We start from the raw sequence: 21,479 nt of genomic DNA, 5'->3' as shown, positions 1-21,479 counted from the left end.
GGTGCCGGCACCTGATCAGAAGGACGATACGAATGGCCGATACCGGAATCAGTACGGGACAATCCGCCGCCGCCGTGCGGTCGCTGAGCGTGACCTACCGCCGCGGCGCCCGGCACGTGTACGCCGCCCGCGACGTCAGCATCGACATCCCGCGGGGCCGCATCGTCGGGCTCATCGGCGAGTCGGGCGCGGGCAAGTCGACGGTGTTGCGCGCGCTGCTGGGCCTGACCAAGCCGACCAGCGGCGTCGTCGAGATCGCCGGCACCGACCTGTCGACCGTGTCGGCGAAGACGGCCCTCGCGCTGCGCAACCGCATCCAGGTCGTCATGCAGAACCCCTACGCCAGCCTCGATCCGCGCTGGTCGGTGGCGGACTCGATCGCCGAACCGCTGCGGGCCCGGTCCCGGCAGCGCGGCAGCGAGCCGATGAGCAAGGACGCCATCGCCCGCCGCGTCGGCGAGATGCTCGACCGGGTGCGGCTGCCCACCAGCAAGCTGCACTCGTTTCCCCGCGAGCTGTCCGGCGGCGAGCGCCAGCGCGTCGCCATCGCCCGGGCACTGTCGGTGCGCCCGTCCATCCTCGTCGCCGACGAGCCGGTCACCGCCCTGGACAACGTGACCACCGCCGAGATCCTCGGCCTCCTCGAGGAGCTGCACGCCGAGGTCGGGCTGGCCATCCTGATCGTCTCGCACAGCATGTCGGTCATCGCCCAGCTCGCCGACGACGTCCACGTGATGCAGGACGGCCGGCTCGTGGAGTCCGGCCCGGCCGAGTCGGTGCTGGACCACCCGCAGCACCCGCACACCGCGATGCTCATCGCCGCGAGCCGGTACCTCGACGAATGGGACGGATCGGGCCCCGAGCTCACCACGGCGGCGGCCCGATGACCCAGCAGCTGTCCGACCGGCCCACCGAGGCCGCCCCCGCGCAGGAGACCCAGGACCCCGTGGCCCGCCGCATCGCGCTGCGGCTCGGCATCCGGGTGATCGAGCTGGTCGGGTTCCTGGTCCTGCTCGTCACCGTGCTGTTCTTCCTGGCCCGGGTCCAGGGCGACCCGGCCGTCATCCTGGCCGGCCCCGAGGCGACCCCCGAGGACGTGGCCCAGATCCGCGTGATCTACGGGCTGGACAGCCCGCTGATCATCCAGTACCTCAACTTCCTGCGGCAGTTCCTGCTGTTCGACTTCGGCAACTCGATCACCGAGCGGATCCCCGCGCTGGACCTCGCGGCCGGCCGGCTGGGCACGACGCTGCTGCTGTGCGTGATCGCGACGGTCATCAACGTCGCGGTCGCCACGCCGATCGGCATCTACATCGGTGGCGGCACCGGTGCCGCGGCCGGCCGGCGCGGGCCGCTGCGCAGGGTCGTCAGCGGCATCGTGCTGGCCACCCAGGGCATCCAGTACTACATCATCGCGTTGCTGCTGATCACCGTGTTCGCCATCAAGCTGCAGGTGCTCCCGGCGATCGGGTTCGACCGGGCCGACTCGTGGATCCTGCCGAGCGTCAGCCTCGCCTGGCTGGCCGCGCCGCGCCTGGCCCGGGTCGTGCAGAGCGCCGCGCGGCAGGTCTGGTCCTCGGAGCTGGTGCACACCGCGACCGCGTACGGGTTGTCGCCCGCGACGATCCGCAACAAGTACGTGCTGCCCAACGTGCTGGTGCCGCTGATCGCCACCGCGGGCACGCAGTTCACGCTGCTGCTGTCCGGCGCGGTGATCGTCGAGCAGCTCTTCGGCATCAACGGCCTCGGCCAGCTGCTGGTCGTCAGCGTGCAGAACGCGGACTTCCCGTCGCTGGCCGCCGGCGTCACCCTCATCGGCCTGGTCGTCTTCGCCGTCACCGCGGTCTCCGACGTGCTGTACCGGATCGCCGATCCCCGACTGCGCAGGAACGGCTGATGGCCACCATGACGAACACCCGAACCTGGCGGCTGCTGCCACGCGGCGTGAAGAGTTCACTGTACTGGCTGATCAGCCTGCTCATCCTCGGCCTCGCCGTCTGGAAGCACGGGGCCGGGCACGCGGAGCAGGACATCCGCGACCGGCTGCAGGGCCCGAGCGCGCAGCACTGGCTGGGCACCGACGGCGCCGGCCGGGACAACCTCCAGGAGCTGCTGCACGGACTGCCCTGGTCGGTCGAGGTCGCCCTGCTGGCCACGCTGATCGCCGCGGCCGTCGGCACGGTCGTCGGGGTCACGACCGGTTGGTACGGGCGCTGGTGGTCGCGGGCGGTCCTGCGGCTGGTCGACTTCGAGGTGGCGTTCCCGTTCGTCGTGATGGCGGTGGTACTGATCGGCGTGCTGGGCCGGGGCACCCTGCAGATCGCGCTGGTGCTCGGCATCGCGCTGTGGCCGCTGGTCGCCCGGGTCGTGCACTCCGAGACGCTGCAGCTGCGCGAGCAGGAGTACGTCGTCTACAGCAACCTCGTGTGGGGCAACGGGCTGCGGGTCATCCGGGAGCACCTGATCCCGGCGCTGCTCATCCGGGTCGCGGTCGTCAGCGCGTTCGTGTTCGGCGACGTGCTCGGTGCGGCCGCGGCGCTGTCCCTGCTCGGCATCGGGCCGTCGCTGGAGACCTCGTCCTGGGGCAACATGCTGGCCGACGGGCAGCAGTACCTCAACCGCGACCCCTGGATCGCGCTGAGCTCGGCGACGGCGCTGGTCATGCTGCTGGTCTTCGTGAACATGCTGGCCGACCGCCTGGCCGCGGCGGCGTCCCGGTCGGGCACGGCGGACACCATGACGGAGCTGCTCGCACCGGCCGAGGCCGCAGACCTGGACGCGACCGGACCGGCAGATCGGGGACCGCGATGACGGAGATGACCAAGCCGACCGACACGACCGAGAGGCCGGCCGGGACGAACCAGCCGGTGGTCGACGTGTCCCAGCTGACCGTCGAGCTCGGCGACCCGGACCGGGGCCGCGGGGTGCGGATCGGGCCGGTCGACCTGCAGATCGGGCGCGGGGAGTGCGTGTGCGTCGTGGGCACCTCGGGCGCCGGCAAGAGCACCATCGGCCAGGCGCTGCTCGGCATGCTCGGCCCCGGCGGCCGGGTCACCGGCGGGTCGGTGCGCGTCGCCGGCACGTCGCTGTTCGACGCCGACGACAAGACGCTGCGCTCGCTGCGCGGCTCGACCGTGACGATGATCTTCCAGGACCCGACCGCGGCGCTGAACCCGGTGCGCCGCCTGGACAAGATCTTCGCCGACGTCCTCAAGGCCCACGGCACCACCGGCAAGGACGAGATCGCGGCGCGGACCCGGGAGGCCCTGACCGCGGCCGAGCTCGACCCGGACGCGGCGATGCGCCGCTACGCCCACGAGCTGTCCGGCGGCATGCGCCAGCGCGTGATGGTGGCTCTCGCCCTGGTCAACCGGCCGGCCGTGATCGTCGCCGACGAGCCGACGACTGCGCTGGACCCGACCACGCAGAAGGAGGTCATCGAGCTGTTCGGCGTGCTGAAGCGGACGAACACCCTCGTGGTGATCACCCACGACCTGCGCGTCGCGCGCCGGCTGGCCGACCGGATCGTCGTGATGAGCCTTGGCCGGATCGTGGAGACCGGCACCGTCGAGGAGATCATGACCGCGCCGCAGCATCCGGTGACGCAGGGGCTCGTCGCCAACCAGAAGCTCACCAAGGTCGCGAAACGAAGGGACCGGTCCTGATGATCCCGACTGTGTACGCGCCGGCGGGGAAGATCCCCGCCGAGCCGGCCGCGACCTCGCCGGTGCTGCGATGATGCCGCTGGCCGGGCTGACCGTGGTCAGCCTCGAGCAGGCGGTCGCCGCGCCGTTCGCGACGCGGCAGCTGGCCGACCTCGGCGCGCGGGTGATCAAGATCGAGCGGCCCGGCGCCGGTGACTTCGCCCGCCGGTACGACGAGGCGGTGCACGGCGAGTCCAGCTACTTCGTGTGGCTGAACCGCTCCAAGGAGTCCCTCACGCTGGACATCAAGCACCCCGACGGCCGCCGCGTCCTCCAGGAGCTGCTGCGCGACGCCGACGTGCTGGTGCAGAACCTCGGCCCCGGCGCCGCCGCCCGGCTCGGGCTCGACGCCGCCACCCTGGCCGAGGGGCACCCGCAGCTCGTCGTCTGCGACATCACCGGCTTCGGCGCCGACGGCCCATGGGCCGCACGCAAGGCCTACGACCTGCTGGTGCAGTTCGAGACCGGGCTGGTGTCGCTCACCGGTACCCCCGACGGGGTGGCGAAGGTCGGCATCTCGGTCGCCGACATCGCCGCCGGGATGTACGCCTACAGCGGCATCCTCACCGCGCTCTACACGCGAGCGACCACCGGCGTTGCGCACCCGGTGTCGGTGTCGCTGTTCGAGGCGCTCGCCGAGTGGATGGGGCAGCCGGCGTACTACACCGAGTACGGGCCGGGGCAGCCCCCTCGGGTCGGCGCCGCGCACGCCACCATCGCGCCCTACGGCCCGTACGACACCGCCGACGGCGGCACCGTTCTGGTCGCGGTGCAGCACGACCGCGACTGGGCGCTGCTCTGCCGCGGCGTGCTGGACCGGCCGGAGCTGATCGACGACCCGCGGTTCGCGCGCAGCCCGGCCCGGGTCGCGCACCGCGCCGAGCTCGAGGCGATCGTCGCCGCGCGGTTCGCGACCCTGGACGCCGCGGCCGCGCACGAGCTGCTCGACCGGGCCGGCATCGCCAACGCCCGGCTCAACGACGTCGCCGGCTTCCTCGCCCATCCGGTGCTGGCCGGGCGTGGGCGCTGGCGGGACGTGGACACCCCAGGCGGGCCGGTCCGGGCGTTGCTGCCCCCGGCCGTGATCGGCGGCGCCGAGGTGCGCATGGACCCGGTCCCGGCCGTCGGTGAGCACACCGACCGGATCCTGGCCGGGCTCGGCCGCACCGCCGAGCAGATCGCCGCCCTGCGCGCCGCCGGCGCCATCTGAACCAGCAGAAGGAGGTGACGGCGTGACGGACCTCAACGCTGAGGAACGCGCCGTGGTCGACCTGGTCCGCGACTTCGTCGACCGGGACGTGCGCCCGGTCGCCCGCGACCTGGAGCATGCGAACGAGTACCCGGAGCAGCTCATCGACACGATGAAGGAGCTCGGCGTCTTCGGGCTGGCGATCCCCGAGCAGTACGGCGGGGCGCTCGTGTCCATGTCCTGCTACGTGCAGGTCACCGAGGAGCTCGCCCGCGGCTGGATGAGCCTGGCCGGCGCGATGGGCGGGCACACGGTGGTGGCGAAGCTGCTGCTCGCGTTCGGCACCGAAGAGCAGCGGCAGCGGTACCTGCCGGGGATGGCGACCGGCGCGATCCGGGCCACGATGGCGCTCACCGAACCGGGCGGCGGCTCCGACCTGCAGGCCATGACGACGACGGCGCGCCGCGACGGCGACGGGTACGTGATCAGCGGCGCCAAGACCTGGATCACCAACGCGCGGCGCTCGCAGCTCATCGCGCTGCTGTGCAAGACCGACCCCGACGCGGTGCCGAAGCACAAGGGCGTCAGCATCCTGCTGGTCGAGCACGGGCCGGGCCTGACGGTCTCCCGGGACCTGCCGAAGCTCGGCTACAAGGGCGTGGAGAGCTGCGAGCTGTCGTTCGACGGGTACCGGGCACCGGCCGGGGCGCTGCTCGGCGGCGTCGAGGGGCGCGGGTTCCCGCAGATGATGACCGGGCTGGAGACCGGGCGGCTGCAGGTGGCGGCCCGGGCGCTCGGCGTGGGGCGGGCCGCGTTCGAGGACGCGCTGCGCTACGCGCAGGAGCGGCACTCGTTCGGCCGGCCGATCTGGCAGCACCAGTCGATCGGCAACTACCTGGCCGACATGGCCACAAGGCTCACCGCAGCCCGGCAGCTGGTGTTGTACGCGGCGGAGCGCGCCGAGGCCGGGCGGCGCTGCGACCTGGAGGCCGGGATGGCGAAGCTGTTCGCGTCCGAGACGGCCATGCAGATCGCGCTGGATGCGGTACGGGTGCACGGCGGCTACGGCTACTCCACCGAATTCGACGTCGAGCGGTACTTCCGCGACGCCCCGCTGATGATCGTCGGCGAGGGCACCAACGAGATCCAGCGCAACGTCATCGCCCGCCAGCTCATCGAGCGCGGCGGCGTCAACGCCTGATCGGCGGCTCGCGCCCAGGCGTCCGTCCGTCCAAGATGCATATCTCTAGTAGAGAACTTGAGTACATGATACCGTGCATGCATTGCGGGTACCCCAGCGCAGCGGAGGCGGCGTGAACGAGTGGGACAGGTTTCTGACCGAGCACGACCGGCAGATCGCCGCGCAGGCCGGCTACGGCGCCAGGATGGGGCTCGGCGGCAACGTTGCCGTCCTGCTCATCGACGCCACCTACCTGTTCTGCGGTGACCCCGGGCTCAGCGAGACCGAGTCGCTGGCGCTGTACCGCAACTCCTGCGGCCCGGCCGCGTGGCGGGCCGTCGAGGCCATGGCCGGCCTCGCCGCCGCCGCCCGTGAGCGCGGCCTGCCGGTCGTCTACACCCGGCCGGTGCGCCCCCGCCCCGACGGGCTCAACCGCGGCCGCTGGCTGGACAAGAACCGCCGCGGACGGGAGGACATGAAGCCGGCGCCGCGCGCCTTCGACATCGTCGACCCGATCGCGCCGCACCCCACCGACGTGGTGCTGGACAAGGAGAAGCCCAGCGCGTTCTTCGGCACCCCGCTCGCGGCGTACCTCACCGACTGGGGCGTCGACTCGCTGCTCGTCGGCGGCGGCGTCACCAGCGGCTGTATCCGCTCCACCGTCCTGGACGCGTTCTCGCTCAACTACCGCGTCGGCGTCGTACGGGAGCTGACGTTCGACCGTATCGAGGCGTCGCACTGGATCAACCTGTTCGACCTGGACCAGAAGTACGCCGACGTGATCGGCCTGGCCGAGGCCCACGACTACGTCACGCGGGCCGAGAAGGGACCGTTCCATGCGGCTGCCTGACGCCGGGCGGTACACCTACCGCCCCATCACCGACCGGCCCGCGTTCGCCTGGCCGCACGGCGGTGGCCTGGCCGCCTACGTCGCGGTCAACGTGGAGTGCTTCGCCTACGGCGGCGGCGGGGCGACGCTGACGCCCGGGATGGACCCGCCGAACAGCGAGCACCGCCGGTACGGCTGGCGCGACTACGGCATCCGGGTCGGCCTGTGGCGCATCCTCGACGAGCTCGCCGCCCGTGATCTGCCGGCCGCGTTCCTGCTCAACGCCTGGGTTCCCGAGCTGTACCCGCCGGTCGCCGAGGCGCTGCGCGCGTCCGGCGGCGAGATCGTCGGGCACGGCCGCACCAACTCCGAGCTGCAGGGCGGGATGGCCGAGGACGAGGAGCGGACCCTGATCGAGGAGTCCACGGCGCTGCTCACCGCGGCGTTCGGGACCCGCCCGGCCGGCTGGATGTCCCCGGGCGCCACGCAGAGCGCCAGCACCCCGGACCTGCTGGCCGAGGCCGGCTACACCTACACCCTCGACTGGCCGATCGACGACCAGCCGGTGTGGCTGTCGACCCGCGGCGGGCCGCTGCTCAATGTGCCGTACCCGCTGGAGACCAACGACTACCCGCAGGTGCTCTCCCGGGGGCACACCGGCCGCGAGTTCGCCGACATCGCCCACGACCACCTGACCGAGATGCTGACCCAGGCGGGCGCCGGCGGGACCCCGCTGGTGTACGCGCTGAGCCTGCACCCGTTCACCGCCGGCCAGCCGCACCGGCTGCACGCCCTGCGCCGGGTCCTGGACCTGCTCGCCGAACGCCGCGACGACATCTGGCTCACCACCCCCGGCGCCATCGCCGAGCGGTACGCGGCGCAGGTGGCGGCATGAGTGGCCCGCGGAGCGTCTCGGGCCGCTCGTCATGTGGCAGTTGTGGCTCAGGCCCGCGCCGGAGCGCAGCGGAGGTGACGGCATGAGCAGTACCAGTGATGTGCGGTACGGCAGCGACGTGATGGTCGACGTGCTGGCCCGCCTCGGCATCGAGCACCTCGCCATCAACCCCGGGGCGACCCTGCGCGGCCTGCACGAGTCGCTGGTCCGCGCGGGCAAGCCGGAGCTGCTGCTGACCCTGCACGAGAACGTGGCCGTCGGCATGGCCCACGGCTACGCCAAGGCGACCGGCCGGCCGATGGGCGTCGCGCTGCACAACCTCGTCGGGCTGCAGACCGGCTCCATGGCGCTGTTCAACGCGTTCCTGGACCTGGTGCCGATGCTCGTCGTCGGCGGCAGCGGCCCGGCCGACGCCGCCCGCCGCCGGCCGTGGATCGACTGGATCCACGCCAGCCGCGACCAGGCCGCCCAGGTGCGCGCCTACACCAAGTGGGACGACCAGCCGGCCAGCCTCGACGCCGCCGTGCACAGCCTGGCCCGCGCCCACGCCGTCACCACCGCCTACCCGCAGGCGCCCGTCTACGTCGCCCTCGACGCCGGGCTGCAGGAGGACGTGGCCGCCGGCGAGCCGCGCAACCCGCTGTGGTCGCCCGGGACCGCGCTGGCCCGGCAGAGCACCCCGACGGTCGCCGACGCCGACCTGCTGCCGGTCGCCGAGGCCCTCGCCGCCGCCGAGCGGCCGCTGCTGCTGGCCGACACCGCCGGGCGCAGCGAGGCCGCGTACCGGGCGCTCGCCGCGCTCGCCGAGCGGCTCGGCGCGGGTGTCGTGGACCTCGGCGCCCGGCACAACTTCGCCAACACGCACTGGGCCGACCGCACCCAGCACCATCACGCCGACGTCGCCGAGGCCGACGTGATCCTGGCCGTCGACGTTCGCGACCCGTACTTCGCCCTCGGCCGTACCGACGTCGCCAACCGCGACTTCGCCTGGCTGCCCCGCCCCGGGGCGCGGGTCTTCGTGCTGTCCGGCGCGGCGCTCATCGAGCGGGCCCCGCTCGACCGGGCCGCCGCGGCCTGGGACCGGGTCGAGGCGGTGCTGACCGGCGACGCAGCCGTGGCCCTGCCGCGCCTCGCCGAGATCGTCGCCGAGCTGCCGGTGCCGGGCGCCGCCGCGCGCACCGCGGCCCTGCGCGCCACGGCGAGCGGCCCGGCGGTGTTCCGCGAGCGGCTGTCCCGCGCGCCCGGCGGGTTCGGCCCCGCCCGGCTGGCCGCCGAGACGTTCGAGGCGGTCCGCGGCGGTCCGTGGCAGCTCGCGTTCGGCGCGCTGTACGGCAACTCGCGCCGCGCGTTCGACATGGACGAGTTCAACTGCTACCTCGGCATCTCCGGCGGCGGGGGGCTCGGCTACGGGGTCCCCGCGGCCCTGGGCGCCGCGCTCGCGCACCGTCACGACGACACCCTCGTCGTGGACATCCAGCCGGACGGCGACTTCCTCTACACCGCCCAGGCGCTGTGGACCGCCGCCCACGAGCGGCTGCCGCTGCTCGTGGTGATGGCCAACAACCGCACCTACAACCAGGACCGGATGCACCAGAGCGAGATCGGCCACCAGCGCGGCCGCGACACCGACGTGGCCGCCGGCATCGACATCACCGGCCCCGACGTCGACTTCGCCACCCTGGCCCGCAGCCAGGGGGTGGAGGGCATCGGCCCGGTCACCGACGCGGCCGAGCTGCCCGCGACGCTCGCCCGCGCGGCGCGCATCGTGCGCGAGGAGCGCCGCCCGGTGCTGGTGGACGCCGTCATGAACCGTGATCGGAGCTGAGTACCACATGACCGCACAGCGCACGCCCCGGCCCGGCGTCGCGATCGTCGGGGCCCGCGACGGGAGCCTCTGGACCTACCTGCTGTTCCACAACCTGCGCACCTTCGGCGACGCCGAGATCTGGCCGGTGAGCCGCACCCGTCCCGAGGTGCGGGGCGTGCCGACCGTCGCCGACCTCGGCCTCGTGCCGCGGACCCCCGACGTCGCCGTGCTCATCGTCAACTCCGCGGTCGCGAACTCGGTCGTGGCGCAGGCGGTCGAGATGAAGATCCCGCACATCGTGCTCATCTCCGACGGGTACGCCGAGCGCGGCACCGACGAGGGCATCCGCCTGCAGCGGGAGCTGGTCGGCATCGTCGAGGGCTCCGGCAGCCGGCTGTACGGGCCCAACGGCGTCGGGTTCGCCGACTTCCGCGCCGGCATCGCCCCGCTCGGCGCGCCGATCCCGGCGGACCTGCGGGTCGGCGGCGTGTCCGTGGTGTCCCAGAGCGGCTCACTCACTTGCACCATCATGGGCGGCCTGGTCGAGGACGGCGCCGGTGTCGACCTGTGCGTGTCGATCGGCAACGGCGCCGCGTTCGACCCCGTCGACGCGATGGAGACGATGCTCGACCGGCCCACCACCACCGTCATCGCCGCCTACCTCGAGTCGTTCGGCGGCGACCGGGCCCGGCTGGAGCGGACCCTGACCCGGGCCCGCGCCCAGGGCGTCACGATCGTGCTGGCGAAGTCCGGCGGGTCGGCGATCGGCGCGGCCATCGCCCGCTCGCACACCGCCGCCCTGGCCGGCCCCGACCGGCTCGTCGACGAGGTGCTGACCGCGCACGGCGTGATCCGGGTCCGCAGCATGGAGGAGCTGACCCGGGCCGCCGCGATCGCCGACTACCTCAGCCGCCGGCCCGCCGCCGGTGGCGAGGCCGGCGCCGGTGGTGGCGGGGTCGCGGTCATCGAGACGTCCGGCGGTGCCGCCGCCCTCACCGCCGACCTGCTCACCCACGAGGGCGTCGGGCTGGCCACCTTCGGCGACGCCGCCACCTCGGCGCTGCGCGCGGTCGCGCCCGACGGGGCGTACGTGAGCAACCCGATCGACCTGACCGCCTCGCCGAAGCCGTACGAGGAGGTGACCGCCGCGTTCCATGCCGTCTACACCGACCCGGCCGTGCGTGCCGTCGTCATCCCGTACGCGCTGACGTTCCCGACCGCCGACGACGAGCGCGACGTGCACCGCCGTTCGCTGGACCGCTACGCCGACCTGGGCGCCGCCTCCGGCTGCCCCACCATCGTGTCGACGCTGAGCGACTTCGCGTGGACCGACTGGGCCGTCGCGTTCCGCGAGCGGCACCCGGAGACCCTGCTGGTGCGGGGGATCGCCACCACCGCCCGGATGCTGGCGCGGCTCTACCCGCCGGCTGAGGCACCGCAGGCACCGGCGGCGGGAGCGGCCGACGTGCTCGCCGACGTACTCGGCGATGCGCCCGACGGCCGCACCGCCCGCGACCTGCTCGACGCGCTCGACGTGCCGATGCCGAAGGCGGCGTTCGTGGCGGCGCAGGACGTCGACGGCGTCGCCGGGGCCGTGGCCGGCCTCGCGTACCCGCAGGTCGTGAAGATCGTCGCCGACGGGCTGCTGCACAAGGTGAAGGTCGGCGGTGTCGTGCTCGGCTGCGCCACGGCGGAGCAGACCGAGGCGGCCGCCCGGCGGGTCCTCGCCTCCGCCGCCGCGGCCGGGCTGCCCGGCGTGCACGGCGTGCTCGTCGAGGAGACCGGCACCGGCGTCGAGCTGTTCGTGTCGCTCAACCGCGACCCGTGGTACGGGCCGTACCTCATCGTCGGCTCCGGCGGCGGCGACGTCGAATCCAAGACCGACTCGTCGCTGATCGCGCTGCCCACAGTGGACGGTGCCGTCGGACGGGCCCTGGACCGGCTTCCGGTGCCGGACGGGCAGCGCGCCGCGACCGCCGCGCTCATCGAGCGGCTCGCCGCCGAGTTCGTCGGCGGCCGGCTCGCCGCCTGGTCGATGCTGGAGCTGAACCCGGTCATGGTCGACGCCGCCGCCGGCCCGCAGATCCTCGACATCGTGCTGCTGCCCGCGGCAGGGCCGGCATGAGCGGCCAGCGGAGCGTCTCGGGCCGCTCATCATGTGGCAGTTGTGGGTCAGGCCGACGCCGGAGCGAAGCGGAGGTGGCGGCATGACCGTGCGGATCTCGATGGCGTTGGCCACCAGTCACCTGGGGCCGCTGCTGGACATCACCCGGGCCGCCGAGGAGGCCGGCCTGGACCGGGTGTGGACCACCGAGGGCTTCGGCGGTGACGGCATCGTCCGCGCCGGGCACCTGCTGGCACACACCAGCCGCATCGGCATCGGCACCGGCATCGCCTACTCGTTCACCCGGGCACCCCTCGCGGTGGCGATGGCCGCCGCCGATCTCGCCGAGCTCAGCGGCGGCCGGTTCGCCCTCGGGCTCGGCGCCGGCACCCGCGGCGTGCGGGCCAAGCGCTTCGACGCGGCCGGCTACGACCACCCGGCGCCGCGCACCGCCGAATACGTCGACCTGGTCCGCGCCGCGCTGCGGTCCGAGGGCGGGCTGCGCTTCGAGGGCCGGTTCTACCAGTGCGACTTCCCGCAGTTGGACATGCCGCAGGACGCCGCGCTGCGCGCCGGGGTGCCGCTGTACGCCGCCGCGCTCAACCCGGCGATGCTGCGCGCCGCGGCCCGCTCCTGCGACGGGATCGCGCTGCACAGCCTCGCCACCGCGCCGGCCTACCTGCGCGACGTCGTCGCCCCCGCCGTCGCCGGCGCGGACCGGCTCAGGCTCGCGGCGTGGAAGATCTGCGTCGTCGACGAGGACCCGGCGGCCGCCGCCGACGCGGTGCGCCGGCAGCTCGCGTTCTACTTCTCCACCCCCAGCTACCACCCGGTCCTGGCCGGCACCCCGTGGACCGGGGTCGCCGAGCGCATCCGCGACCTCGCCACCGAACTGCGGTTCCGTGACTGGGGGCCGGTGGCGGCGCTGGTGCCCGACGACATGGTGGCGGCCTACGCCGTCGCCGGTGACCCGGACTCCTGCGCCGAGCAGATCGCCGCCACCGCCGGGCGGTTCGCCGCGGCCGGCGTCGACGAACTGGTCCTGCAGCTCACCTCCGGCGGCACACCGCAGCAGACCCGGGCCAACGGCCTCGCGCTCGTCGCCGCCGTCCAGCGCGCCCGATCGGAAAGGACGGCCGATGCTCACCTGTGACAGCCAGATCCACCTCTTCCCCGAAGGCCACGAGGAGCGGGCCGCGAAGTTCGGGCAGCGGGTCATCCCGCTGGCCACGATCCTCGCCGACATGGACGCCGCCGGCATCGACCGGGCGGTGCTCGTCCCGCCGTTCCCGGCCGCGATGCAGATCAGCCTCGATGCGGTCGCGGCCCACCCCGACCGCTTCCGCACCACCGCCCACCTCGCCCTCGACAAGCCGGAGGCGCGCGAGCAGGTCACCGCGTGGCCGGACGACGCGGTCGTGGCCGTGCGGGTCGCGTTCCCGCCGTGGCACAAGGTCTCCTGGCTCGACGACGGCACCGCCGACTGGTTCTGGCCGGTCGCCGCCGCGCAGGGCCTGCCGGTCATGGTGTGGGCGCCGGGGCAGCTGGCCAAGCTCGGCCCGGTCGCCGCGGCCAACCCCGCACTGAACCTCATCGTCGATCACCTCGGGCTGTTCGTCGACGACAAGGACGACGCCCTCGACCCGATCCTCGACGAGCTCGTCGCGCTCGCGGTGCACGACAACGTGTCGGTGAAGGCGTCGGCGCTGCCGTGTGCCACCGACGAGCCGTACCCCTACCGCGGTCTCGCGCCTCGCATCGAGCGGGTCGTGCAGGCATTCGGCGCCGAGCGCGTGTTCTGGGGCACCGACGCGACCCGCCTGCCGTGCACCTACGCGGAGGCGGTCGCGATGTTCACCGAGGAGCTGCCGTTCCTCAAGGACGACGACCTCGACCTGGTCATGGGCGGTGCGCTGCTGCGCCGCCTCGGCTGGGAACGTTGAAACAGGAGGCTGCACGAGTGCCGGCAACATCATTCGCCGACCCCGCGGTGGACGAGTTCCGCCGCGAGGTGACGGCGTGGCTCACCACCGCCATCCCCGCCGAGTGGCGGGAGCGCCGCAACGACCTCACGATGGACGAGGAGATCGAGATCCGCCGGGTCTGGGACCGGCAGCTCTTCGACGCCGGCTACGCCGGGCTGTCGTGGCCCGAGCAGTTCGGCGGCCGCGGCCTCGGCGTCATCGAGGACTTCACGTTCAACGATATCGCCGCCCGCATGGACGCCCCCGAGGGCCTCGGCCGGGTCGGGCGCCTCCTCGCCGGGCCGGCCATCATGCACCACGGCACGCCCGAGATGCAGGCCCGGTTCCTGCCGGCGATCCTCAAGGGCGAGGAGCTGTGGTGCCAGGGCTTCTCCGAACCCGGCGCAGGCTCCGACCTCGCCTCGCTGGGCACCCGCGCGGTGCGTGACGGCGACGTGTACCGCATCCAGGGCCAGAAGGTGTGGACGACGTACGCGCAGTTCTCCGACTGGTGCCTGCTGCTGGCCCGCACCGGCGCGGCCGGCTCCCGCAGCCGCGGGCTGTCGCTGATGCTGGTGCCGATGCGCCAGCCCGGCGTCGAGGTCCGGCCGCTGATCAACATCACCGGCACCCATGAGTTCAACGAGGTCTTCTTCGACGGCGCCGAGACGAGTACCGACCTGCTCGTCGGCGCCGAGGACGAGGGCTGGGCGGTGTCCGGCACCATCCTGACCCACGAGCGCGGCGTCGGCTTCGGCGCGATCGCCCTCAACCAGCTGCACGGCTACCTGCGGCTGTTCACCGAGCACTGCGCCGCGCACGCCCCCGCGATCGCGGCCCGGCTGCCGGAGTTCGTCACCCGGGTCGAGCTGCTGCGCTGGCAGATGATGCGCTCGCTGGAGAAGATGGCCGGCGGCGACGCCTCGCCCCGCTCCAGCGCGGTGCTGAAGGTGACCTGGAGCGAGATGGTGCAGGAGATCGTGCACCTGGCCGCGTTCGGCGGCTGCCCCGAGCACACCGACCTGTACCGCACCCGGCTGCTGTTCCACCGGGCCTCCACGATCGTGTCGGGCACCTCGGAGATCCAGCGCAACATCATCGGCGAGCGGGTCCTGGGCCTGCCCCGCGAAGGGAGCGCGAAGGCGTGAGCACGCGATACCTGCCCAGTCCGCTGGGCCTGGAGGTCACCGACGCGGTGCACCAGATGGCGGTCGAGGGCACCGCCGGTGAGGAGCGCTGGTCCCCGGCGAAGCTGTGGGCCGAGCTGGCCTCCGGCGGCTGGACCGAGCTCGCCGACGGCGACACCCCGGGCGCCGACGCGGACGTGACGCTGCTGGACCTGTGTGTGATGGCCGAGGCGTGGGGCCGGGCCCTGGTAGGCCTGCCGCTGCTGAGCACCCTCGCCGCGCGCCGCTGGCTGGCCGAGCGGCCGCCCGCCGGCACGGCGATCACCCTGGTGGTGCCCGAGTGGGACCGCTTCCTGCTGCCGTACCCGGCGCAGGCGGCACTGGTGCTGGCCGGCGGCGGCACCGCACCCGTCGCGGGGGAGAGCACCGTCGACGACCACGCACCGTCGCTGCCGCTGGGCCGCGCCGGCACCGCGCCCGGACCGCTCGCCCCGGCCGGTGCGCTGCGCGACTATGCGCTGCTGGCCACGGCGGAGGCCGTCGGGGCCACCGACCGGGCGTTGCAGGACGCCGTGGAGTACGCCAAGACCCGGGTCCAGTTCGGCCGGCCGATCGGCTCGTTCCAGGCGGTCAAGCACACCCTCGCCGACATGCACCGCGACGTGGAACTGGCCCGCAGCGGCGTCACCTGGTTCAGCAACGACCCGGCGGCGATGACCGGCGGCGCACCCTACGTGCTGCAGCTGTGCGCCTCCGTCGTCGAGCGGGCCATCCAGGTGTACGGCGGGATCGGCTACACCTGGGAGTGCGACCTGCACTGGTCGCTGCGCCACGTCACCCAGGCGCACCGGCTCGTCGTGGCGGCGCTGGCGGGCAGCGCGTCATGACCGAGCTCTTGGAGGTGTTCACCAGGGACCGGGTCGGGTACCTGCGGTTCAACCGGCCGGACAAGCTCAACGCGCTCGCCCCGGAGATGCTGGAGGGCTTCACCGCCGGGCTCACCGCGCACGAGGCGGACCCGGACGTGCGGGTTGTCGTGGTCTGCTCGACCGGGCGCGCGTTCAGCACCGGCGGCGACATGTCCGGCCCCGGCCGCGCCGCGTCGGCGCAGCGCTCGTCCTTCACCGACTGGCAGCGGCAGCGCGCGAGCCTGGAGCGCTGGCTGCGGATCTGGGACTCGCCGAAGCCGGTCGTCGCCGCGGTGCAGGGGTACTGCCTCGGCACCGCGACCGTGATGGCGGTGATGTGCGACCTGACCGTCGTCGCCGACGACGCCGTCATCGGCTGGCCGCAGCTGCCGGTCGGCGGCGGGCTGCTGTCGCCGGTGGCGAGCTGGTTCGTCGGGCCGAAGAAGGCCCGCGAGCTGTCGTACATCGCCGGTAGCCGGTTCAGCGCCCAGGAGGCCGTCGAGCTCGGCTGGGCCAACCACGTATACCCGGCCGGCGAGCTGCACGAGCGGGCGCACGAGCTGGCGATGCGGATCGCGAACACGCCCAGCGACGTGCTGGCGCTCAAGAAGTACGCCCTGAACCGCACCATGAACCTGCAGGGCTTCCGCGACGCGGTGCTGTCCGGCGCCGAGTTCTCCGCGGTGAGCCACCAGGCGCCGGGCGCGGAGTTCATCGCGGCCCGCCGAACGGAGCTGGGCATGAAGGAGACGATCGTGGCGGTCCAGCAGGGCCGGCTGGCCGGCGACTACCCGCCGGCGGGATGAGGAGTGTCATGAGCGGTCCGCAGCGTAGCGAAGGGGCCCCTTTGAGCCTGTCAGGGAAGGTCGTCGCGATCACGGGGGCCGGGCACGGCCTCGGCCGCTGCGAGGCCCTCGAGGTGGCGGCGCTCGGCGGCAGCGTCGTGGTCGCGGAGTTCGACGCCGACGCCGGCGCCGCGGTCGTCAAGGAGATCGAGGCCGGCGGCGGGCGGGCCGTGCTGGTCCCCGGCGACGTGGCCGACACCGCCGTCGCCGACGCGATCGTGGCCGCCGCCGTCGACACGTTCGGCCGGCTCGACGCGGTGGTGAACAACGCGGGGTTCCTGCGCGACCGTACGTTCGTGAAGATGACGGCGGACGAGTGGGACGACGTGATCCGGGTGCACCTGCGCGGGCACTACGCGGTCGCGCACGCCGCGTGCGTGTACTGGCGCGACGCCGGCACCGGCGGCCGGCTCGTCGGCACCTCGTCGACGGCCGGGCTGCTGGGCAACTTCGGCCAGGCGAACTACGGCGCGGCGAAGGCCGGCATCGTGGCGATGTCGTCGATCATCGCCCAGGAGATGGCCCGCTACGGTGTGGTCAGCAACGTCGTGTGCCCGGCCGCGCGGACCCGGATGACGTCTGGCGCCTACGGCGAGATCGGCGGCAGCGACGGCTGGGACTTCTGGGCGCCGGACAACGTGGCGCCGATGGTGGCGTTCCTGTGCAGCGACGCGGCCGGGGCGATCTCGGGCAAGGTGTTCGGGGTGCAGGGCGACGTCGTGGAGCTCTACGAGCCGTTCACCAGCGTCGCGTTCATCCGCAACGGTGAGCGCCGCTGGAACCAGGACGAGCTGGCCGCCGGGGTGCCGGGCCTGTTCGAGCAGGCCGGGCAGGACCCCGCGGTGCAGAACATGATGGCCCGGCTGCGGTTCTCGATGACCGACCGCAGCAAGCGGGCCGGCGGCGCCGCGGCGCGCGGCTGAGCCCCGCTACCGTCCCTCGAAGACGGGCGGCCGCCTGGCGAGGAACGCGGCGGCCGCCTCGGCGGCGTCGGCGGAGCGGGCCGTGGCAACCTGGCGGCGGGCCTCGGCGGCGAGGTGCTCGCCGAGCGGCACGCCGATGGCGCCGGCGAGATTCTCCTTGATGGCTGCGACGGCGAGCGGCGCGCGGGCCGCGCACCGCGCGGCGAGCGCGTCGACGGTGACGTCGAGCGCCGGGCCGGGCACGATGCGGTGCAGCAGCCCGTGCCGCAGCGCCGCCTTCGCGTCGAGCTTCTCCGACAGCAGCAGCAGTTCCCTCGCCCGCGCCTCGCCCAGCAGGGCCGGCAGCAGCCAGGTGATGCCGTAGTCGCCGCTGACCCCGGCGTCGAGGTAGGCGGTGCGCAGCACGGCGTGCTCCGCGGCGACCCGCAGGTCGCACGCGAGGGCCAGGGCGAGCCCGGCACCGGCGCAGCCGCCGTTGATGGCGGCGATGCTCACCTGTGGCAGCGCGCGGATCGCCTCGGTGAGCCGCCCGCGCTCCAGCTGCGCCCGTACGTCGTCCTCCACCGGCACCTCGTGCCGGGCCGCGGCGAACGCGTCGCCGGCCAGGTCGCCGCCGACGCAGAACTGCCGGCCGGCGCCGGTGAGCACGACGACCCGCACGTCCCGGCGGGCCGCGACCTCGGCGACGACGTCGTGCAGCCGCGCGGCGAGGGCGTAGGTGACGCCGTTGCCGCGCTCGGGCCGGTTGAGCGTGATCCGGGCGACGCCGCCGTCGACGTCCAGCAACACCTCGCTCACGCGATCCCCTCCGCTGCGCTCCGGCGCGTTCATGCCGCCACCCGCTCGAACAGTGCGGCCAGGCCCTGCCCGCCGCCGATGCACATCGTCGCCAGGCCGTACCGGGCGTCGTGGCGGTGCAGCGCGTACGCCATGGTGGTGAGGATGCGGGCGCCGGTGGCGCCGACCGGGTGGCCGAGCGCGATGCCGGAGCCGTGCACGTTGAGCCGCGCGAAGTCGGCGCCGGTGAAGCCCCATTCCCGGGTCACGGCGAGGACCTGCGCGGCGAAGGCCTCGTTGAGCTCGACGAGGTCGATGTCGGCGAGCGTGAGCCCGGCGCGGGCCAGGACGCGGCGGGTGGCGGGGACCGGCCCGAGGCCCATCACCTCGGGTGCGACCCCGGCGAGGGACCAGCCGGCGAGCCGTACGAGCGGGGTGAGGCCGAGCTCGGCCGCCCGCTGCGGGGTGGTGACGATGCAGACGGCGGCGCCGTCGTTCTGGCCGCTGGAGTTGCCGGCGGTGACGGTGGCGTCGGGGTCGTCGCGGCCGAGCACGGGACGCAGGCGGGCCAGGGCGTCCAGGGAGCTGTCGCGGCGCGGGTGCTCGTCGGTGTCCACCGTCTGCGGGCCCTTTTTCGACGGTACCGTCACCGGCACGATCTCCTCGGCGAAGATGCCGGCGTCCTGGGCCGCGACGGCCCGCCGGTGCGACTCCAGGGACAGCTCGTCCTGCTCGGCGCGGGAGATGCCGTAGTGCCGCCGCAGGTTCTCGGCCGTCTCGACCATGCCGCCCGGCACCGGGTGGTCGCGGCCGCCGGCGGTGGCGCGGGCCCGGGCCAGCCGGTCGACCAGCGCGACGTGTTCGCCCGCGCCCCAGCGCAGCCCGGTGGCGTAGTGCTCGACCTGGCTCATGCTCTCCGCGCCGCCGGCGAGGACGAGGTCGCTGGCGCCGGTCTGCACCTGCATCGCGGCGGTGAGGATCGCCTGCAGCCCGGAGCCGCAGCGGCGGTCGACCTGGGCGCCGCCGACGGTCTCGGGCAGCCCGGCGTCGAGGGCGGCGACCCTGCCGATCGCCGGTGCCTCGCCGTTGGGGCTGCACTGGCCGAGGATGACGTCGTCGACGGCGGCCGGGTCCAGGCCGGTGCGCTCGAGCACGGCGCGGATGACGGTCGCGGCCAGTTCGGCGGCGGCGACGTCGCGCAGGACGCCGCCGAAGCAGCCGATCGGGGTGCGCAGCGGGGCGCAGATGACGGCGTCGTGCATCCGTCGACCTCCTTGTGGTGGGTCACGTCAGGCAACGTGGTGGGTCATGTCACGCGACGTGGTGGGGCACGTCAGGCGACGATGCCCGAGTCGATGAGCTGGTCGATGTCCGCCGGGGTGCGGCCGAGCTCGGTGAGCACCTCGCGGGTGTGCTCGCCGAGGCCGGGGGCCGGGTGCGGGCCGCCGAGGGTGCGCCCGCCGCGGGTGATGGGCGAGCCGGGGGCCAGGTGCGGCCCGACGCCGGGCTGGTCGAGCACGTCGAAGACCGGCCCGGCCAGCAGCTCGTCGCGGCCGTCGGTGACGATCTCGCGGAACGTGCGGAACCGCGACCACAGCACGGACGTGGGGCGCAGCGCCGCCTCGGCCTCGGCGGTGCTCCGCGCGGTGAACCAGGGCTGCAGCAGCGCGTCGAGGAGGCGTTGGTGGCGGTAGCGCTCCTCCTCGAGGGTGAAGTCGGTGCCGAGCGCGGCCTCGATCGCCCGGGTGGCGACGGTGAGGCCGGTCGCGGCGAGCAGGTCGTTCCAGTGCCGTGCGGTCAGCGCGACGATCATGATGTGGCCGTCGCGGGTGGCGAACGCGTGACCGTACGTGCCGTAGACGGCGTTGCCGACGCGGGGACGGCCGGCGCCGGTGAGCTCGGCCTCGGCGAGGTACCCGAGGTTGCCGGCGGTGGCGAGGGCGACGTCGTCGAGGCCGAGGACGAGGTGCGCGCCGCGGCCGGTCGCGGTGCGGTCGTGCTGGGCGGCGAGCAGCGCGACGGCCGCGTAGAGCCCGCAGGCGACGTCCCAGGCGGGCAGCACGTGCCCGGTCGGCTCGGACGTCTCGGGCGTGCCGGTGGCCAGCGGGAACCCGGCCGCGGCGTCGGCGGTGTAGTCGACGGAGCCGCGGCCGCCACGCGCGCCGGCCACCTCGACGTAGATGAGGTCGTCGCGGGCCGCGCGCAGGTCCTCGTAGCGTTGCCCGGGCCGGCCGCCGGCGTTGGTGAGCACGGTGCCGGCGCCGGCGACGAGCTCGGCGAGCAGCTGCCTGCCGTGTGCGGTGCGCAGGTCGAGGGCGATGGAGCGCTTGCCGCGGTTGAGACCGGTCCAGTACAGGCTGGCGCCGCTCGGCGCGAGGGGCCACCGGCGCCGGTCAGGGGTGCCGCCGAGCGGGTCGACGCGCAGCACGTCGGCGCCGAGCTGGGCCAGGGTCAGGCCGCCGAGCGGTCCGGCGACGTAGCTGGCCAGCTCGATCACACGTAGTCCCCGTAGTGGCCCGTTGCCGGTGTGGTTCATAAGTTCCTCGATCGCGACCGGAAGGAAAGGTCTTGGTTACTGTACCTAGGTAAGCTAGTCTTATACTAGACCTAGAATACGGGAGTCGCTGTGACGATGACACCGGCCGGCTTGACGCCGGACAGTTTCAAGGAGGCGATGTGCCGCTACGCGTCAGGGGTGACGATCATTACGGTCCACGACGCCGATGGCGCGCCGGTCGGCATGACCGCCACCGCGTTCAGCTCGGTGGCCAGCGAGCCGCCCCTGGTGCTCATCTGCGTGCACGGCGCCACCAGGACCTACCAGCGGGTGCTGCGGTCGGGCTACTTCGGGGTCAACCTGCTCGGCGCCGACGCCGAGCCGATCGCGGCGCACTGCTCGCGGCCCGGCGGCTCCAAGGTGCTCCCGCCCGACTGGCTCCTTGACGATCCACAGTGGACAGCCCCGGCGGTGGCCGCCTCGCTCGCCTTCGTGGACTGCGAAACCTACCGGCACTTCCCGGCCGGCACCCACCACGTCATCGTGGGCCGGGTGCGTGGCATCGGGCTGGGCCCGGCTCCCGATCCCGGCCCGCTGGTGCACTACCAGCGCGGCTACCAAGCCCTCCACCCGCTACAGGAGACGACGCGCATGCCTCTCACCGCCCCGCTCACCGCCAACGGGAGCGCCCGATGACCCGTAGCGGCGACCAGTACCTCGAGGGGCTGCG

At 73.7% G+C, this 21,479-nt stretch carries 20 protein-coding genes; 17 read left to right on the top strand and 3 right to left on the bottom strand.

The window, feature by feature from the left end; genetic code table 11:
• Positions 1 to 32: 32 nt before the first annotated feature.
• The 16 genes from AB0H83_RS31415 to AB0H83_RS31340 all read left to right on the top strand — a co-directional run bounded on the left by AB0H83_RS31415 (position 33) and on the right by AB0H83_RS31340 (position 17,475).
• Positions 33 to 887 (top strand): ABC transporter ATP-binding protein, encoded by an 855-nt coding sequence (locus AB0H83_RS31415; RefSeq protein WP_360101267.1) that lies wholly within the window; start codon positions 33 to 35, stop codon positions 885 to 887.
• Entirely contained in the window at positions 884 to 1,897 is a 1,014-nt protein-coding gene (locus AB0H83_RS31410; RefSeq protein WP_360101264.1) for an ABC transporter permease, read from the top strand. Before AB0H83_RS31415 ends, AB0H83_RS31410 begins: the two co-directional genes overlap by 4 nt.
• Before the next feature lie 8 nt (positions 1,898 to 1,905).
• Positions 1,906 to 2,811 (top strand): ABC transporter permease, encoded by a 906-nt coding sequence (locus tag AB0H83_RS31405; protein WP_360101257.1) that lies wholly within the window; start codon positions 1,906 to 1,908, stop codon positions 2,809 to 2,811.
• A 5-nt stretch (positions 2,812 to 2,816) separates the two neighbouring features.
• Complete coding sequence (locus AB0H83_RS31400) at positions 2,817 to 3,665, top strand: ABC transporter ATP-binding protein (protein WP_360101254.1); 849 nt, start codon at positions 2,817 to 2,819, stop codon at positions 3,663 to 3,665.
• Between the two features lie 70 nt (positions 3,666 to 3,735).
• Positions 3,736 to 4,914, top strand: coding sequence for a CaiB/BaiF CoA-transferase family protein (locus AB0H83_RS31395; RefSeq protein WP_360101251.1), 1,179 nt, complete (start codon positions 3,736 to 3,738; stop codon positions 4,912 to 4,914).
• Positions 4,915 to 4,936: 22 nt separating this feature from the next.
• Positions 4,937 to 6,094: an acyl-CoA dehydrogenase family protein gene (locus tag AB0H83_RS31390; RefSeq protein WP_360101248.1), complete on the top strand. Its 1,158-nt coding sequence runs from the start codon at positions 4,937 to 4,939 to the stop codon at positions 6,092 to 6,094.
• A 112-nt stretch (positions 6,095 to 6,206) separates the two neighbouring features.
• Positions 6,207 to 6,923, top strand: coding sequence for an isochorismatase family protein (locus AB0H83_RS31385; protein WP_360101245.1), 717 nt, complete (start codon positions 6,207 to 6,209; stop codon positions 6,921 to 6,923).
• The gene (locus AB0H83_RS31380) at positions 6,910 to 7,797 is read left to right on the top strand and encodes a polysaccharide deacetylase family protein (RefSeq protein WP_360101242.1); all 888 of its coding nucleotides are present in this window, start codon (positions 6,910 to 6,912) and stop codon (positions 7,795 to 7,797) included. The genes AB0H83_RS31385 and AB0H83_RS31380 overlap by 14 nt, the downstream gene beginning before the upstream one ends.
• 82 nt (positions 7,798 to 7,879) lie before the next feature.
• Positions 7,880 to 9,622, top strand: a complete 1,743-nt coding sequence (locus AB0H83_RS31375; protein WP_360101239.1) for a thiamine pyrophosphate-binding protein — start codon at positions 7,880 to 7,882, stop codon at positions 9,620 to 9,622.
• Positions 9,623 to 9,629: 7 nt separating this feature from the next.
• Positions 9,630 to 11,729: an acetate--CoA ligase family protein gene (locus AB0H83_RS31370; RefSeq protein ID WP_360101236.1), complete on the top strand. Its 2,100-nt coding sequence runs from the start codon at positions 9,630 to 9,632 to the stop codon at positions 11,727 to 11,729.
• Positions 11,730 to 11,811: 82 nt separating this feature from the next.
• Positions 11,812 to 12,861 carry an LLM class flavin-dependent oxidoreductase gene (locus AB0H83_RS31365; protein WP_360101233.1) on the top strand — a complete coding sequence of 350 codons (1,050 nt, stop codon included), beginning with the start codon at positions 11,812 to 11,814 and terminating at the stop codon, positions 12,859 to 12,861.
• The gene (locus AB0H83_RS31360; RefSeq protein WP_360101230.1) at positions 12,848 to 13,651 is read left to right on the top strand and encodes an amidohydrolase family protein; all 804 of its coding nucleotides are present in this window, start codon (positions 12,848 to 12,850) and stop codon (positions 13,649 to 13,651) included. Before AB0H83_RS31365 ends, AB0H83_RS31360 begins: the two co-directional genes overlap by 14 nt.
• A gap of 17 nt (positions 13,652 to 13,668) precedes the next feature.
• Entirely contained in the window at positions 13,669 to 14,820 is a 1,152-nt protein-coding gene (locus tag AB0H83_RS31355) for an acyl-CoA dehydrogenase family protein (protein WP_360101227.1), read from the top strand.
• A complete protein-coding gene (locus AB0H83_RS31350; RefSeq protein WP_360101224.1) occupies positions 14,817 to 15,686 on the top strand; it encodes an acyl-CoA dehydrogenase family protein in 870 nt (289 codons plus the stop codon). Before AB0H83_RS31355 ends, AB0H83_RS31350 begins: the two co-directional genes overlap by 4 nt.
• The gene (locus AB0H83_RS31345) at positions 15,683 to 16,513 is read left to right on the top strand and encodes an enoyl-CoA hydratase/isomerase family protein (protein ID WP_360101221.1); all 831 of its coding nucleotides are present in this window, start codon (positions 15,683 to 15,685) and stop codon (positions 16,511 to 16,513) included. Before AB0H83_RS31350 ends, AB0H83_RS31345 begins: the two co-directional genes overlap by 4 nt.
• A 41-nt stretch (positions 16,514 to 16,554) precedes the next feature.
• Entirely contained in the window at positions 16,555 to 17,475 is a 921-nt protein-coding gene (locus tag AB0H83_RS31340; RefSeq protein ID WP_360101218.1) for an SDR family NAD(P)-dependent oxidoreductase, read from the top strand.
• Positions 17,476 to 17,481: 6 nt separating this feature from the next.
• On the opposite strand, the gene AB0H83_RS31335 is transcribed toward AB0H83_RS31340, so the two are convergent.
• From AB0H83_RS31335 to AB0H83_RS31325, 3 genes are all read right to left on the bottom strand, one after another.
• Complete coding sequence (locus AB0H83_RS31335; RefSeq protein ID WP_360101215.1) at positions 17,482 to 18,273, bottom strand: enoyl-CoA hydratase-related protein; 792 nt, start codon at positions 18,271 to 18,273, stop codon at positions 17,482 to 17,484.
• Positions 18,274 to 18,302: 29 nt separating this feature from the next.
• Positions 18,303 to 19,514: an acetyl-CoA C-acetyltransferase gene (locus AB0H83_RS31330; protein WP_360101212.1), complete on the bottom strand. Its 1,212-nt coding sequence runs from the start codon at positions 19,512 to 19,514 to the stop codon at positions 18,303 to 18,305.
• A 71-nt stretch (positions 19,515 to 19,585) separates the two neighbouring features.
• Positions 19,586 to 20,788, bottom strand: a complete 1,203-nt coding sequence (locus tag AB0H83_RS31325) for a CoA transferase (RefSeq protein ID WP_360101209.1) — start codon at positions 20,786 to 20,788, stop codon at positions 19,586 to 19,588.
• A 96-nt stretch (positions 20,789 to 20,884) separates the two neighbouring features.
• On the opposite strand from AB0H83_RS31325, the gene AB0H83_RS31320 reads away from it, so the two are divergent.
• Positions 20,885 to 21,445 carry a flavin reductase family protein gene (locus tag AB0H83_RS31320; RefSeq protein WP_360101441.1) on the top strand — a complete coding sequence of 187 codons (561 nt, stop codon included), beginning with the start codon at positions 20,885 to 20,887 and terminating at the stop codon, positions 21,443 to 21,445.
• The last annotated feature ends 34 nt before the right edge of the window (positions 21,446 to 21,479 follow it).

Source organism: Dactylosporangium sp. NPDC050688, assembly GCF_040654515.1.
In the GTDB taxonomy this organism is placed as follows: Bacteria; Actinomycetota; Actinomycetes; order Mycobacteriales; family Micromonosporaceae; genus Dactylosporangium.
The sequence above is the reverse complement of the archived record's forward strand: the minus strand, read 5'-3'. Positions and strand labels throughout refer to the sequence as shown.